The sequence below is a fragment of the Jiangella endophytica genome, from assembly GCF_003427025.1.
In the GTDB taxonomy this organism is placed as follows: Bacteria; Actinomycetota; Actinomycetes; order Jiangellales; family Jiangellaceae; genus Jiangella; species Jiangella endophytica.
In genome coordinates this window covers 123,216-138,699 of record NZ_QVAI01000015.1, presented here as the reverse complement: position 1 = coordinate 138,699, position 15,484 = coordinate 123,216, and the positions used below count along the sequence as shown (strand labels likewise).

The 15,484-nt window shown below is 68.9% G+C and carries 14 protein-coding genes; 1 reads left to right on the top strand and 13 read right to left on the bottom strand.

All coding sequences use genetic code 11. The features are described 5' to 3' along the window. Positions 1-38 precede the first annotated feature (38 nt). The 13 genes from DZA62_RS25975 to DZA62_RS25915 all read right to left on the bottom strand — a co-directional run bounded on the left by DZA62_RS25975 (position 39) and on the right by DZA62_RS25915 (position 14,166). Entirely contained in the window at positions 39-914 is an 876-nt protein-coding gene (locus DZA62_RS25975) for an ABC transporter permease (RefSeq protein WP_408619654.1), read from the bottom strand. An 8-nt stretch (positions 915-922) separates the two neighbouring features. After that, positions 923-1,855: an ABC transporter permease gene (locus tag DZA62_RS25970; protein WP_116951852.1), complete on the bottom strand. Its 933-nt coding sequence runs from the start codon at positions 1,853-1,855 to the stop codon at positions 923-925. Between the two features lie 48 nt (positions 1,856-1,903). Further along, the gene (locus DZA62_RS25965; protein ID WP_116951851.1) at positions 1,904-2,230 is read right to left on the bottom strand and encodes a DUF6385 domain-containing protein; all 327 of its coding nucleotides are present in this window, start codon (positions 2,228-2,230) and stop codon (positions 1,904-1,906) included. Positions 2,231-2,266: 36 nt separating this feature from the next. Then, entirely contained in the window at positions 2,267-3,199 is a 933-nt protein-coding gene (locus tag DZA62_RS25960) for a DUF6772 family protein (protein ID WP_116951850.1), read from the bottom strand. A 52-nt stretch (positions 3,200-3,251) separates the two neighbouring features. After that, positions 3,252-4,886: a sialidase family protein gene (locus DZA62_RS25955; RefSeq protein ID WP_116951849.1), complete on the bottom strand. Its 1,635-nt coding sequence runs from the start codon at positions 4,884-4,886 to the stop codon at positions 3,252-3,254. After that, a complete protein-coding gene (locus DZA62_RS25950) occupies positions 4,883-5,926 on the bottom strand; it encodes a LacI family DNA-binding transcriptional regulator (protein ID WP_198664196.1) in 1,044 nt (347 codons plus the stop codon). Before DZA62_RS25950 ends, DZA62_RS25955 begins: the two co-directional genes overlap by 4 nt. Positions 5,927-6,392: 466 nt before the next feature. Further along, a complete protein-coding gene (locus DZA62_RS25945) occupies positions 6,393-7,865 on the bottom strand; it encodes an FAD-dependent oxidoreductase (RefSeq protein ID WP_116951847.1) in 1,473 nt (490 codons plus the stop codon). A 14-nt stretch (positions 7,866-7,879) separates the two neighbouring features. Further along, entirely contained in the window at positions 7,880-9,517 is a 1,638-nt protein-coding gene (locus DZA62_RS25940) for an FAD-dependent oxidoreductase (protein ID WP_116951846.1), read from the bottom strand. Then, the gene (locus DZA62_RS25935) at positions 9,514-10,416 is read right to left on the bottom strand and encodes a dihydrodipicolinate synthase family protein (protein ID WP_116951845.1); all 903 of its coding nucleotides are present in this window, start codon (positions 10,414-10,416) and stop codon (positions 9,514-9,516) included. Before DZA62_RS25935 ends, DZA62_RS25940 begins: the two co-directional genes overlap by 4 nt. 19 nt (positions 10,417-10,435) lie before the next feature. Continuing rightward, a complete protein-coding gene (locus DZA62_RS25930) occupies positions 10,436-11,314 on the bottom strand; it encodes a carbohydrate ABC transporter permease (protein WP_157987916.1) in 879 nt (292 codons plus the stop codon). Further along, positions 11,307-12,200 carry a carbohydrate ABC transporter permease gene (locus DZA62_RS25925; protein WP_116951843.1) on the bottom strand — a complete coding sequence of 298 codons (894 nt, stop codon included), beginning with the start codon at positions 12,198-12,200 and terminating at the stop codon, positions 11,307-11,309. The genes DZA62_RS25930 and DZA62_RS25925 overlap by 8 nt, the downstream gene beginning before the upstream one ends. Further along, positions 12,197-13,432 carry an ABC transporter substrate-binding protein gene (locus DZA62_RS25920; RefSeq protein ID WP_157987915.1) on the bottom strand — a complete coding sequence of 412 codons (1,236 nt, stop codon included), beginning with the start codon at positions 13,430-13,432 and terminating at the stop codon, positions 12,197-12,199. The genes DZA62_RS25925 and DZA62_RS25920 overlap by 4 nt, the downstream gene beginning before the upstream one ends. A 74-nt stretch (positions 13,433-13,506) precedes the next feature. Continuing rightward, the gene (locus DZA62_RS25915; RefSeq protein ID WP_116951841.1) at positions 13,507-14,166 is read right to left on the bottom strand and encodes a FadR/GntR family transcriptional regulator; all 660 of its coding nucleotides are present in this window, start codon (positions 14,164-14,166) and stop codon (positions 13,507-13,509) included. Positions 14,167-14,364: 198 nt separating this feature from the next. Here DZA62_RS25915 and DZA62_RS25910 point away from each other — a divergent pair, with 198 nt between their 5' ends. Then, a complete protein-coding gene (locus DZA62_RS25910) occupies positions 14,365-15,420 on the top strand; it encodes a sialidase family protein (RefSeq protein WP_116951840.1) in 1,056 nt (351 codons plus the stop codon). Positions 15,421-15,484 lie beyond the last annotated feature (64 nt).

The window sequence follows — 15,484 nt, the reverse complement described above, 5'->3', positions numbered from 1 at the left end:
GCTCGGCTGATTCAGATAGTGCGGCCTGCTGAAGTTCGCTACTGCTTTCGACTGAAGTAGCGGGTGAGTCGATCTCCGGTGAATCCCACGCAGATGACGAGCAACGCGAGGGCGATTCCAGGAATGGCCGAGATCCACCACGCACTGGCGAGGTATTCCTTCCCGGAGGCGATGGTCTGCCCCCAGGAGACCGATGCCGACGGCAGGCCGAGCCCGAGGAAGCTCAGGGAGGCCTCGGCCAGGATGGCGCCGGCGAACTCGGTGGTCGCCAGAGCCAGCGTCGGCCCGGCGATGAACGGCAGGATGTGCCGCGCGATGATGCGCCGGCGCCGCACGCCCATCACCGTCGCCGACTTGACCCAGTCGCGCTCCCGTAGCGTCATCGCCATCGACCGCGAGAGGCGGGCGAAGCCGATCCAGTTCGTCACGCTCAGGGCGACGACGACGATGGCGAAGCTTCGGTCGAACACCCCGGCGATGACGATGGCCAGGAGGATGCCGGGAAAGGCGAGCAGCACGTCGATGACGCGCGATGCCGCGAGATCGGTCGTGCCCCGCCGATATCCCGCGGCCGTACCCACCAGGATGCCGACCAGGCCACTGATCAGCACGACGAGTGTGCCGATGATCAGGGAGGTTCGAGCTCCGTAGATGACCTGGCCGAACAGGTCCCGGCCGAGCGCGTCGGTGCCGAACACGGCCGTGCTGCCGTCGCTGAGCACCGAACCGGGGCTCAGCAGGCGATCGTCGAGGTCGCCGCCCACCGGCGAGTAGTCGATGAACAGCGGTCCGAGCAGGCCCACGACGACGTACAGGCCGAAGATCATGATCGGGATCGCCCCGAGGACCCGGCGCACTCTGGTGCGCCCGGTCCGCACCGCCATCGGCGGAGCGGGGCTCTGCACCAACCCCATCGTCGTTGTCATGACGTCGTCGCCCCCGCCCTGATGCGTGGATCCAGCCGCGAATTGAGGACGTCGGCGAGCAGGTTCATCGTCACCACGACGATCGCCAGCAGCACCGTCGCGGCCTGGACGATGGCGTAGTCGCGATTGCCGACCGCACCGACCAGGAGTGATCCGACCCCTTCCCACGCGAAGACCTGCTCGACGATGACCGCGCCGCCCATCAGGGTCCCGATGTGCAGCGACACGATGGTCACGACCGGGATCACCGAGTTGCGCACGGCGTGACGGGTCAGCACGGCCCGCTCGGAGAGTCCCTTCGACCGTGCCGTCAGGATGTACGGCTCGGTGGTGACCTCGGCGACGCTGCTGCGGGTGATGCGCGCGACGATGGCGGTGAAGGGGATCGCGAGGGTGATCGCCGGCAGCACCAGGTGCCGCAGGTCGCCGGAGCCCGCACTCGGCAGCAGCCGCAAGGTCAACGCCATGAGGAGGATGAGCATGATGCCGGACCAGAACGACGGGATGGCCTGCATGACCAGCGTGATGCCGGAGATCACGCGGTCGACGAGGCGTCCCGGCGATCGGCCCGCCAGGACACCCAGCAGGAGGCCGATCGTCAACGCGAGCGCCGACGCGGTGACCGTGAGCAGGACGGTGGCCGGAAATCGATCGAGGACGACCGTCATCGCCGACTCGCGGAACCGGTACGACTCGCCGAAGTCACCGGTGATCGCCGAGCCCAGATAGTCCAGGTACTGCACCAGCATCGGCCGGTTGAGCCCGAGCTCCTCACGCAACGCGGACACGTCCGCGGCGGTCGCGTCCGGCCCGAGCTGCACGGTGGCCTGGTCTCCGGGTGCGAGCCGGAGGATCACGAACGTCAGGCTCACGGCCCCCCACACGGTGAAGATCATGAGGCCGACTCGGCGGACGAGTTGGGGAAGCATCGGTGCTGTCCTCCTCTCGATCGAAGCGATCCGTTGCTGCTTGGTCGGTCAGCCCTTGAGGGCGAGGTGGACCAGCACGGTGGCCGGCCGCTCCGGCGTCGCGCCGGTGAAGGCCAGCCGGAGCCAGCCGCCGAAGTTCGCCAGGTCGATGGCGACGATCTCGTCGGCTGCCGCCAGCACGGCGGGGCCACCTCGGTCGACCCAGTGCAGCCCGTCGGGTGAGATCTGCGCCTGGACCGACAGCTCCGGGTGGTCCCCTTCGACCTGCACGAAGAAGACCGCCTCACCGGCCCAGCCCGCCTCGTACGGGTGGGTGGTGTGAGTGGCAGTGATCTCGAGACGACGTTCGATGACAGAGGTGGCAAAAGTGCGCACTGAGCAGGCCTTCCGAATCGCTCTACGGGGACGGGGTCATTCCGTGGAGTACACGACGGAATCGAGGAAGAGATTCACGGTGCGATTCGTGTCGGTCTCGACGAAGAAGATCGGGTTGATCAGGTTCGTGATGCTCTTGTAGGGATCGACCAGCGTCGGCGACAGACCACGCAGGTCGAACGTCCGATCCATGCTCTGCAGCTCGACGTACTCGCGTCGCTGGAAATCGATGAGCAGCCGGAAGTACAGCCAGTTGAGCTTGTCGGGGCTCTCGTTGTAGAGCAGGTCCTGCTCGCCGTCGGGCACCCACTGGAAGGCGTCGGCCGAGCCGTCTGGGTGCCGCCGGCCGTACCAGAGGTTGTCGACACCGGGCCGCTGCCAGCCGTCCTCGCGGCCGTAGCACCAGTCCTTCTTGGTCACTCCGTCGGCGACCTTCCAGTACTGCCACTTCTTGGTGAGCTCGCCGTTGACGGAGTTCACGTAGCGGACGCCGGGCATCCACCGGTACTCGTGGTCCTGCAGGTCGAAGTAGAACCCGAACGCCCGCAGGTCCTCCTCGCCGAAACCGAGCCGGTCCTGCTGCGGGGTGTAGGCGTAGAACGCCTCGATCTGGATGTAGCGCATGTTCGGGTCGAAGTTCGAGAGTCGCTTCAGTACGACCCCCATGCTCCCGTCGGCCGGCTTCTCCTCGTAGCGGTTGGCGACCGGCTTGGTGTTCAGCTTCAGCGAGTAGGTGCCCTCCATCGACCCGTGGGTCGCGGCGAACCGCATCGGCGCCGCGCTGATCATCGAGGGCGCCCAGCTGGCGAGGTCCACCTCGGACGGGTAGTGCCGGTAGTCGGCATTGACGAAGTTCGGCGTCAGGTCCAACCATCCGTTGAAGCCACGATCGAAGTCGTCGTAGGTGACGATGTTCCGCAACGGCCTGAACTTCTCCAGGCCGCGCTCGTAGTGAATGACCTTCTGCACCGTGCCTCCGTGGCGGTAGTGATGACGTGCTGATTCATGGACCGGGGTGCTGCTAGGTGCTGCTCCGCGGCACGAGCGAGATCGCGTCGATCAGGAACGCGTGCGAGCCGCTGGGACCGGCACCGGCCACGACGAACTCGACGCGCACCGGCCTGCCTGCGCGGACCGGGAGCATCCCGAGGTCGACGTCGAGGAACGGGTCGGCGCCCGAGGTGGCCACGACGCCGCCGCGGGGGCGCCCGTCGACCTTGATCACGACGTCGGCGCCGCCAGGGGTCACGCCCGGCGCGCGGAAGCGGCACCGAAGGCGGTGCGGGCGCGAGACCGCCGGGACGATGGTGACGACGTGGGAGTCGTTCGGGGCTGCAGCGGCCACCTGTGCCAGCGCCGAGCCTCCGGCAGCCGGATCGATGATCATCGGTGCACGCGGAACGGTGGACTCGGTGCGCAGACCTTCTACTTGGTACGTATGAATAAGGCCGAGGGGCCCCCGTTCGACGTCGTCGCGATCTTCCGTGAGCCAGGCGAGGTCGAACCGCGCCGCGACGACGTCGAGTGTCTCGACCCCGGACCCGCCGAGTCTGCTGTAGAGGACCAGGAGCGTGCTGTCGTCGAGCCAGACGACATCGGAGTAGCCGGCCCGGGCGGCGTCGACGACCCGGCCCCATGACCACGACTCGGCACCGTCGTGGCTGAGTCGCGCGTACAACGTGTCTCTGGCGGTGCCCGCGACCGGACTGGTGTACACGACGCGCTCGACGCCGTTGCGGTCGACGCGGGCGGCCAGGCCGGAGGCGATGCCGGCGTGCGGAGCGATGTTCGTCTCGATGACGGCGCCGGTGAACGTCAGGCCACCGTCGCGACTGCGGGCGACCCCACGGCTGGTGTTGCTCACGCCGCTGGCGAGCCGGGAGTTCAGGATCACCTCTCCCGTGGAGAGTTGGGCGATGCGCGCCTCGTCCAGCCCGAGTCCCGCACTGTCCGGTACGACGCCGCCCCAGGCCCAGGTCCGGCCACCGTCGTCGCTGTAGACGACGCTCACGCTGTAGTCGCGCTCAGCAGCGGGCACGTCGATCGGCCGGCGGTGCCAGACCTCCACGAGAAGGCGGCCGTCCGCGAGCTGGATGCCCCGACCCGGACCGGGCAGGTGGAACGTCCAGCCGTGTTCGTTGCCCGCGAAGAGCTCCGTGAGCTCCACGGGATCACTCCAGCTGAGGCCGTCGTCGGTCGACGTGCGCCGGAACACCTTCGCGGAGTTGCCCTGCGCGTTCAGGGCGTAGAACACGGTGATCCGGCCGGTGCGCAGATCGATCACGGGCGTGGGGTTCGCCCAGGCCCCGCCGTCGTGGTCCTCGAGGAAGGTCGTCGGACCCCAGGTGCGGCCGCCGTCGGTGCTGCGCCGCAGGACCAGGTCCTTCGGGCCGTCGTCCGCGCTCGTCCCCACCCGTGCCTCGCTGAAGGCCAGCACCGTGCCCGCCGGCGTCACGTCCACGGCGTGCACGCGGAAGTCGACCCAGCCGTTCTCACCGCGAGACCACAGGGTCGTCTGCTCGAGCCCGTCGCGGGCGCCGGCAACGCGAGCACCGGCGGACGGGGTGGTCATCGTCACGGCGAGGGCCGCGCCGAGGCCGGCGCCGATGGCCGTGCGCCTGGTGATCCGCGTCGGTGTGCGTCGGTGGCCGGTCATGTCGTCCTTCCCGAACGGGTGCGGGGTTCTGCTACCGAGTCGCCGGGGACCGGAATGCAGTCGAGGTACAGGTGCCGCTTGACTCCGGCGTCGTCGTCGAGCAGTTCCAGCAGCAGGCGAACGGCCTCGCGGCCCATCTGCTCGCGCGGGATGGTGAAGCGCGTCCAGTCGCGCTCCGTGGCGTGCACCAGCGGTGGGTCACCCAGCAGCACCACCGAGAGATCGCCCGGGATCTCGATGCCCGCCTCGGTGGCAGCGTGCTCCACGGCGGAGATCGCGCTGTCGTCCTGGCTGGGCTCCACCAGTACGGCGGTGACTCCCGCGGCCCGCCACTGATCGAGCTCGGCTCCGGTGAGTGCGGTCCCCTCCCCCATCACGTGGACGAGGATCTGGTCGTCCGCGATGCCGGCCTCTTCGAGCCCCCGCCGGAAGCCGGTCTCGCGGTCCTGGGTCCATTCCTTGTCGTCGGCCGCCTTCAGATAGGCGATGCGGCGATGCCCGAGGGCGGCCAGGGACAGCACGACATCGCGGGTGGCACCCACGTAGTCGGCCGCGACGTAGGAGAACTCCTCGCCGGGCACATCACGACGTCCGATGAACACGAACGGAAAGTCCTCGCGCAGCAGCGCCGCCAAGTCGTCCTCACGCAGGTGACGTCCGAGGAGGACGCAGCCGTCGGCCATCTTGAGCTGATTGACGCCGTCGGCGAAGACACGACGCTCGGCACCCGCGGTGACAGCGCTGAACAGCAGCAGGTTGTAGCCGCGTTCAGCGGTCGACTCCTCGATGCCGAGCAGGAAAGGGAAGTAGAAGTCGCGCTGATTCACGGGGAAGACCGGCTCGAACGTGAATACGCCGAGCAGCCGGTTGCGCCCGCCCTTGAGATTGCGCGCGGAGGCGTTCACCGAGTACCCGAGTTCAGCGGCCGCCTCCAGCACCGCTCGCTGCTTCTCCTCGGCCACCTCCGCCATGGCCGGCGCGCCGTTGATGACCACCGACACGGTCGACTGCGACACACCGGCCCGACGGGCGATGTCCATCTGGGTCGGTCGCCGCCGCTGCGCTGCCAAAGCCCCTCCCGATAACTTCCCGATACGTATCGACCAGGTTCGATGGGGATGTTACGCACACATGTCGCGGGCCGTCAAGAGGTCCGGGACGTCGAATCTGGGACGCTCACGCACGGGGGTGAGCCGCACCTCGCCGGCGACGCGGGGCGACGTTCACCGTGTCGCGACAAGGCGTTCGATCCCGCACGCGAGCGGGCATGACAACAGGCATTTCAGATCGAGACTCACTGGGGACCAGCCGATGGACGGACCCGGCTCAATGTCCCGGTCGTCACCGGAGAAGGCCGTCGTCACCGTCTCCACGCAGAGCAGGCGCCGTGTCTCCCGGGGTGATGGGCAGCGCTGAAAATGCCGGCTCCGAATTCGGCCGGAGAATACGGGACGTTTCCGCGACCGGAGTCGGGAGTACGAACGCCGATCGATATTCCGAGTCCGTTCAGGTGAGCCAGGCGCAGTCCGCGATCACCGAATCGGGCGCGACCTTGGTCTCCTCGAACGGCAGCTCGGGCCAGGAACCGGCGTCGGGATGACGCTCGAGCTGGTCCAGTCCGAGTTCTGCACCGGCATCGACGAGGACCGCCTGGAGCTCGGCCACCGGGACGGAACGGACATCGCGGCCGGACAGCGACGCCATGGCAGCGACCGTGCCCGCGGCCTGCCCCTCGGCGATGCAGATCGGGATGACCCGGGCCGACGCGATCGCCTCGTGCGTGGCCGAGATGCACTTGCCGGCCATCAGGAGTCCGTCGACGTCACGCGCGATGAGCGACCCCAGCGGGATGCCGTACGCCCGGACGTTCGTCGAGCTGACCCAGCTTCCGCTCGGCCGGTGGATGTCGATGTGGTAGCCGCCCATGGCGACGTCGTCGTCGTGTCGTGCGCCGGCGATGAGGTCGTCGGCCGTGAGGACGTAGTCGCCCATGATCCGACGCGACTCACGTATCCCGAGCATCGGCGCGATCTCGACGAGATGCGCGCTCGCGCACCCGGGGACGTAGGTCCGGAAGAACCGGATGAGTTCGGGAACCTGCTCGTAGACCCGCGCGTACGCTTCGCTGAGCGAGTCGACGTCGGTGGGATCGAGGCCGAGGACTCGTGTCATCACCACGCTCAGTTCGTTCGGTGTCTCGCGCGTGTGGAGCTTGACGCCGACGATCCGGGTCTGGGGCACGTTCAGGTCGCCGGCCCGACGAGCCTGCTCCACCAGGCCGGCGAAGCCACCGAGAACGTACGTGTCGACCGTCTCGAGCTTCTCCGCCATCTGGGCGAACAGGTGCGGGTAGGGGGCGAGCCACTCGCGATAGTTGAAGGCGGGGTCCTGGCAGGCCTTGCGGAAGGCGTCGTCGTCGATGCCGCCGAGCCGGAACACCAGAGTCGGCGACTGGACGAGCCCGTCGCCCGTCCGGCCCTTCTCCCACGCGACTCCGCCGCACGCCGCGACGTCGCCGTCGCCCGAGCAGTCGATCACCACCCGTCCCGTGATCGTCTCCCGTCCGGACTTGGACTCGACGACGACGCCGGTGATCTGGTCATGGGATCTGACGGTGTCGACGAACACCGCGTGCATGAGGACCATGACGCCGGCCTCGCGCAGCAGCCGGAGTGCGAGGATCTTCCAGTAGTGCGAGTGCACGGCGGCGAGCGAGCCGCATTTCGGGTCGAGGGTGATCGGCGAGGCGTGGCCGGAGCGGCCGAGCGTCTCGACGAACTCGCCGGCCAGGCCCCGGACGACCCGCTGGTAGCTCTGATCGTGGAATCCCAGCCAGGGCAGCGTCGCCGACACTCCGCCGACGAAACCCGACCGCTCCACGAGGAGCGTCCGTGCCCCCGTTCGGCCGGCCGCGAGTGCGGCGGCGATCCCGGCCGCCCCGCCCCCGACGACGACGACGTCCCATTCATCGCTGCGCATCAGTCGACCTCGCGTCAGTAGGGGGCGACACGGGGCCAGGCAAGGTCCACCCCGCGTGCGACGAGTGCTCGCTGGAAATCGGTGCGGCGTGCCGCGGACTGCCGGACGCCGGCCGGTTCGGCACCGCTGGCGAGGCAGAACGCGGCCAGCGCGCCGGCGGCTTCCCCGATGTTCCACTCCACCGGGTGCACGCGATAGCAGCCGTTCGTGATGTGCGTCGTCCCGATGTTCTTGGCGGCGGCGATGAGATTGTCGGCGTCGGGCGACAGAAGCGCGCCCAAGGGGATCTGGAACGGCCAGGCCGCGTCGTACTTCCGCTCGCCGCCGTGCGTCGACGGGTGCAGATCGATCTTGTAGCTTCCGACGCCGACACTGTCCTCGTACTCCCGTGCGCCGGCCGCACCCCGAACCGATGCCGCGATGTCGTTCTGTGTGATGGTCACGAGTGCGCGCAGGCGGCGGCCCTCGCGGATGTAGGGGGCCATGGCCAGGCCGTCCGACGTGCCCATGACATCGCCGCGCAGGCGTAGCCCCGGAAAGCCCGTTCCGCCGTCCGCCCGCGGCGCCTCGGTCTGCAGCCAGTAGAGGAAGCTGAGGCTGAGCTGTCGCGCTCCGTCCAGGTGGGCGGCCGCGGTCTCGGGTTCCACGTCGACGATCGAGCCGGCGACGTAGTCGTTCGCCGAACAGTTGATCAACGTGATGTCGCTGGGTGGCGGTGGGTCGAAGTTCCCGCGGGCCACGAGCCGCCGGAATCGCCAGATGTCCTCGATCGGGCTGTAGTCACCGTTGTCGCCGAACCTTCCCTGCTGACTCGCCGAGACGATGACCGCTGGATCCGTGGCCGGATCGGGGTTCGGGCGCAGCACGCGGCGCGCACGCTCCGCCGGGTCCGCGGACGGCGTCGGCCAGCCGATCTGCGGCGCCGCACGGACGGGTGCGCCCGCGGCCGTCCACCGGTCGTACTGGCGAGGTCGGTCGATCACGTGGTTCTCGCCCGCGACGTGATCCATGGCGAAGCAGACGGTGAACCCCTGCATCATCTGGGGGTCGCCGATCTCCGGCGCATCGGGCTCGCCGGTCTGCGCGGCGGACTCGGTGCCGGTGACGTAGGCGATCCCCGCCATGGGGAGCAACTCCCCCGTCTCGGTCGCGTCGAGCACGTACCGCCCGGTGAGCCATTCCTCCGATCCGTCGGCGGTGCGGAAGCCGACCGCGGTGACCTTGCTCCCGTCGCGGCGGACCTGCTGTGGCGTGAGTTCGGTGCGGATGGCCAGCCTGCTCGAGCGCTGATGCGGCGCGAGCATCGCATGGAGGACGGCGAGCGCGACCCGGGGCTCGTGGCAGAGCACGCTCACCGAGCCGTTCCCCGGGTTGAGGTGCAGCGCCGATCGAGCGGACTCGGCGAGCGGATACCAGGTGCGGTAGTGCTTGCGGACCTCGTCGCGAAAGCGCCGGTAACTCGCGGTCGCGCCGAACTGCTCGATCCATGGATGCTCGTCCGGCGGCACCGCCTGCGAGGTGAACTGGCCGCCGATCCATCGGGTCGCCTCGGTGAGGACGACCGTCGCCCCGGCGTCGGCGGCAGCGAGCGCGGCGGCGACACCGCCCACCCCCGCGCCCACGACCAGCACGTCGGCGTCGACCGGCGTCATGCCGATTCCGCGAGCAGGCCGAGCGCCGTCAGGACCCGGCGGACCTCGTTCGACCCGTCGGTGTCCAGCGGAGGAAGAGCCGTCCCCGCGGTGCCGCCGGCGATGCCGAGCTCGGCCAGGGCCGACTTGAGCGAGCTCAGCCAGAACCCCGACCGATACAGCGCGCACACCTCGTCCAGCTGCGCCTGGAGGACGTCCACGAGTTCGGCGTCGCCGCTCGCGCCGGCCTGGACGAGCCGGGTGGCCAGCTCCGGGACGACGTTGGCGATACCCGGCACGGCCCCGTCGGCCCCCGCGAGGAGGCTGCGGCCGATGAGCGCCTCGGCGCCCTGGAACACCCGGAGTCCCGCGGCGCGGGCCGTCTCGGCCAAGGCGGCGTAGGTGGCCCAGTCTCCGGACGACTCCTTCAGCGCCACGACCGAATCGATCGCGGCGATCTCGCGAAGTGCCCGGGGGGTGATCGGGTGGTGCGTCAGGTGCGGGATGTTGTAGACCACGAGCGGCAGGCTCGTGGCCTCGGCGATCGCGGTGACATGACGAATCACGGCGCCGTCGGTCTCGGCGTCGAAGTACATGGGCGCCATCACGACCAGTGCGTCGACACCGAGGTCTTCGAACTCCTCGCCGGCGCGAACGGCTCGCTCGGTGCTCGTCTCGCCGACACCCGCGAGCACCGGAACGGACCCGGCGACCGCGTGGACGTAGGCCTGGGTGATCGCCCTGGCGACGTCGGGCGCGAGAGTGGGGCCCTCGCCGCAGGACCCGAGCACGAACAGCCCCGACGCACCTCCGGCACGGACGTGAGCGGTGAGCCCCTCGACGGCGTCGATGTCCGGACGACGATCCGGGGTGAGCGGCGAGACGACCGGGGGGATCATCCCCGACAGCTGCGGATTCATGAATGCCCTTCTGATCGAATCACGCCTTCACCGCACCGGCGGTGAGACTTCCGATGAACTGACGCTGCATGACGAGGAGGCAGAGGATGAGCGGCACGATCGAGATGACGGTGCCGGCCGTGATGGCGCCCCACGGCGACTGCTGGACGATGCCGAAGTTCAGCTGCGAGTGCAGGAACGCGAGTCCGATCGGCATGGTGAACTGGTCCGAGTTCGTGAGCATGACCAGTGGCAGCAGGTAGGCGTTCCACGCGTTCAGGAACAGCAGCAGCCCGGCCGCGCCGAGGCCCGGGCGGACCAGGGGCAGGGCGACCGTCCAGAACAGCCGGAACTCGCCGCTCCCGTCCAGCCGTGCCGCGTCGAACAACTCCTCGGGGAGCTGGGAGAAGTACTGCCGCAGGAGGAAGAGGACGAGCGCGTTCGCCGCGAGCGGCAGGATGACCGCGGCCCAGGTGTTGAGCAGGCCGAACTGCCGCATGATCGTGAACTGCGGCAGCACCAGGGCGTACTCGGGTATCGCCAGGCTCGCCAGGACCATGGCGAACAAGACCGAGCGCCCGCGGAATCGGTAGCGGGCGAACCCGAACCCGGCCAGCGCGGCGACGGTCACGCCGAGCAGCGTCGTGAGCAGCGCGATGCCGAACGTGTTGGCCATCCATCGCGGGATCTGCGTGTCGAACGCGGCGACGAAGTTCTCCACGGTCACGCTGGACGGGATCAGCGCGACCTCGCCGAGACGCGTGCTCGGCTTGAGCGAGGAGATGAGCAGCCAGTACAGCGGGAAGGCCGCCACCACCACGATCAGCCCGACGACGGTGCCTCGTCCCAGCCGCTCGGCGATCGACCCCTGTTGCCCCCCGCTGCGCGTGACCTCGCGGCCGGCTACCGGCCTAAGCACGGTCATCACTCCTCAGCAGGCGGCTAGCGACGACGGTGCTGACGATGATCGCGAACGCCAGGACCACGGAGGCGGCCGCGCCCTTGCCGAGGTCGAACTGCTCGAACGACGCCCCGAAGATGTACATGACGGCCGTGAGCGTCGACCGGGCCGGCCCGCCGTCGGTCAGCACCTGGACCTCCGCGAACAACTCCCAGGCCGCGATGCTCGACGCGACGAGCACGAACAGGGTGACCGGCTTCAGCAGCGGAAACGTCACATGCCGGAAGCGTTGCCAGGCCCCGGCGCCGTCGAGCTGCGCGGCCTCGTAGAACTCGTCCGGGATCGATTGGAGTCCGGCGAAGAGGATCACCGCGTAGTAGCCCAGCACCCGCCAGATCCGCAACGCGATGATCGACCAGGGCGCCAGGTCGGCGTCGGTGAGGAACGGAACCGGGCCGAGCCCGATCAGGTCGAGGACGCCGTTCACGAATCCGACGCGTTCGTTGTAGAGCAGGTCGAAGACGAGCGCGACGGCGATCAACGACATGGTGATCGGGACGAAGATCACCACCTGCACGACGTTGGCCGTCCGTCGCCGCAGTTGTTTGAGGAGCACGGCGACGAACAGGCACAACGGGAGCAGCGCCAGGAGGAACCCGACGAGCATGTAGAGCGTGTTGCCCATCGCCTGGCCGAACAGCGGGTCGCCCAACACCGTCGCGAACTTGTCGAACCCGACGAACTCGGGCGACTGCCCGAGCGGCCAGTCCACGAAGGCGATGCCCAGCGCCAGCAGTACCGACCCGGCGCCGAACGGGATGAACAACAGGAAGAACGGCGCGATGAACAGGTAGGGCGTCGAGGCGGGGTACTTCCGGCTCGCACGACGGGCGATCGTCGTCACAGCCCGCTGAGCTCCGCGACGATCTGCGCGACGGCCTCGTCGGGGGTGAGGTCACCCGCGTAGGCCTGGTCGACCGCGGCCGTGATGGCCGCCTCGGTCTCCGGCCAGTGGAAGAAGTGGAACTCCGGGTAGGGCACGCTCGCCAGCTCCTGGCGAACGTTCTGCCCGCCGAAGTAGGGGTCCTCGATGTCGAGGTCGATCTCCTCGGCGGCAGGCTGGTACGAGACGAGGCCCAGGGTGTCGGACTGCGCCTGAAGGCCCTCGGGCTCGAGCCACCACATGATGAAGTCGCGCGCCCCCTGGGGATTGTCGGCGCCGTCGAGCCCGGCGTAGAGGCTGCCGCCGAAGACACCGGTGCGCTGCTCGTCGCCCTCGGACCACGTCGGCCAGGTCACCAGTCGCCACTGGCCGGACTGCTCCGGCACGTTCTCCTGCAGGCTGGTGCTCCCGACCCCGAAGTTCATCGTCCAGCCGACGATCTCCTCGCTGCGGATCGCGTCCCAATAGGTCGCGTCGGTCCAGACCCCGTGATAAACGAGGCCCTCCTGGTCGAGATCGACCATGAACTCCAGCGTCTCCGTCGCGAGGTCCTCGTCGACGGAGAGCTCGCCGTCCTCGTTCCACCAGGTGCCGCCACGCGAGTTGAAGAACGCGTTGAACATGTTGGCGCCGTTGGTGCCCGGCGGCTGCACGAACAGGTACTGCGTCCCGCCGGACGCCGCGTCGAGGTCGCGAGCGATCGCGACGACGTCGTCCCAGGTCGGGTTCTCCGGGACCGCGAGACCGTGCTCGGCGAGGGCGGCCTGGTTCACCCAGAGGCCCATGTTGCCCGGCCCCATGGTGAACGAGTTGATCTCGCCGTTCCCGCCGACGAGGATCCCCTCGGCGAAGTCGTCCTCCATCGGACCGAGTTCCTCGGAGAGGTCCAGGAACTGACCGGTGGAGAACAGTCCGCCGGACTCGCGCAACGGGAGCTGGACGACGTCCGGCAGGTCGTCCCCGCCTTGGAGGGCGACGACGAGGCGCTGGGTCACGTCCGCGATCGGGATCTCCACGATCTCGACGTCGTACTGCGGGAACGCGGTGGCGAAGTCGTCCTCGATGACCGGCGGAGCGGAGCTGGAGAAGACCCAGATCTCCAGGTCGTCGACGTTCCCCTCGTCGCCGGTCGATCCGGCGTCATCGGAGCCACAGGCGGCTGCCGCCACGACGGCGGCGACAGCACCACACATCAGAGCCCTGCGTGTCCAACCGCGATTCATTGCTCCTCCTTGAGCTGGCGCCGTGTCCGCGTCGAGGCCAGCGGTCAGAGGCGCGTGCGAATGTTCTCGAAGTGCCGGGTCATCGCCGCGACCTCGCCGTCCTGCGCGGTGAGGGCGTCGACGATGTCCAGATGCATCTGAGCGAGTTCGGCCGGCGTCGAAGGCTCGGCGACCGTCGCGCTGTGCAGCCGGTGGAAGATGTCCCAGAAGAGATCGATCATCTGGGTGACCAGCGGATTGTCCAGCGGCTCGTACAGCCGGCGATGGAACTGCCGATCGAGTGCCGCGCGGTCGTCCGGCGTGCTGTCAGCTGCGGCCATCGCGGTCGCGATGCCCCGCAGCTCCTCGAGGTCTCGCCGCCGGATCCATTCCGACGCGCGAGAGATCAGCCCCTCCTCGAGACCGGCGCGCAGCTCGAGGAGGTTCATCAGATCGCGCCCCTCGAGCTGGAAGGCGTACGGCAGGTTCTCGAGGATCGGCGCGAACGAGAACGGTTCGACGAAGGTGCCGCCACCGTGGAGCGTGCGCAGGACGCCGACCGTCTCGAGTCCCTTGATCGCCTCCCGCAACGACAGGCGGCCGATGCCGAACACCTCAGCCAGATCCGCCTCGGGAGGCAACTGGTCGCCGGCGCGCAACCCGCGCTCGGCGATGTAGGCGCGCAGCTTCACCTGCGCTTCGCGGTACTTGGGCAGTGCGGACATGAGGCCCCTCGATCTCGTCGGACAACAGAAGACTAGAACAAGAAATCAGATGACTCAAGGATCTAGTCGTTATTGCTCTGATGAATCTCTCCCTCATATGATGACGTGCTGTCATCCTGCGAGCGCACGACTCGACGACGAGCGGCGCCGAGGCGCGGCACCCGTGCCGGCGCACGGCGGGCTCAGAAGGGATCCCCCATGAAACGACGGATCTTCCTCACCGGAGCGGCGGCCGGCCTCGGCGCCGCATTCCTCCCGGACGTCACGCGTCCGGTGCGTGCCCAGGCCCAGACGGGTGGGACGTTCCAGGACATCGGCCAGATCTCGGCCGGCAACCACCAGCTCCCCACCGTCATCGCGACCGGGGGCAACGCGCTGACGATGGTGGCGCAGCACCGCTACCCGGTGACGCCGGGCGTGAACGTCGACAAGGGCGCCGCCGACATCGTCACCTTCAGGAGCGTGGACGGCGGCCGCACCTGGGCCCCGGCGGGGACCCTCCACGAGGCCGGCGGGGCCACGGGAGACTGCGGGTACGCGAGTGTCGTGACGATGATCGACGGCCGCCTCACCGCTCTCTACACGGCCGGCCCGCAGAACTGGGAGCCGGCCGACCTCGCCCTGCACCGCCGCACGAGCGACGACGGCGGGCAGACCTGGTCCGAGGTGTCGTACCCGTCGGTCGCGAGCGATCACGCCAACGGCCTGCCCACCAACGGCGGCAAGGGTTTCACGTTGCCGAACGGCCGGGTCGTCGTCCCCGGACGGATGTGCCTGCTCTACAGCGACGACGGCGGGGACAGCTGGACGGCGACACCCGAATTCGCCGAGACCGTCGAGACGAAGGCCCAGCCCGCCAGGGAGGGCATGACCGCCCTCGTCCCCTGGCGAACACGTGACCGGGTCGGCCGCATGGGGCGGGTGCGCGTCACGAATCAGTACAAGTACCGCGGCACGGTCGTGCACGAGTTCGGCGCCGACACCAACCTCGGCTTCGTCCGCTACGACCACCGCACCCTGCTGATGTCGGTCACCAGGTCCAACCAGCTCTACGTCCGGCGAAGCGTCGACGAGGGCCGGACCTGGACCGACGAGAAGCTCATCACCGCCAGCGCACCGAGCGCCCGCTACTCCGACATCGCCGTGACCGACGACGGCACCATCGTCATCGCCTACATGAGCAACAAGCGCGACGTCGCGAACGCCGCCCCGCTGCACGTCGTCCGCTTCACGCTCGACTGGCTGACGGGCTGACCCCAGCCGCGGTGCACGGGTGACCCCGCCGTGCGTGGGGTCACCCGTGTGGCGCGGACGGTTC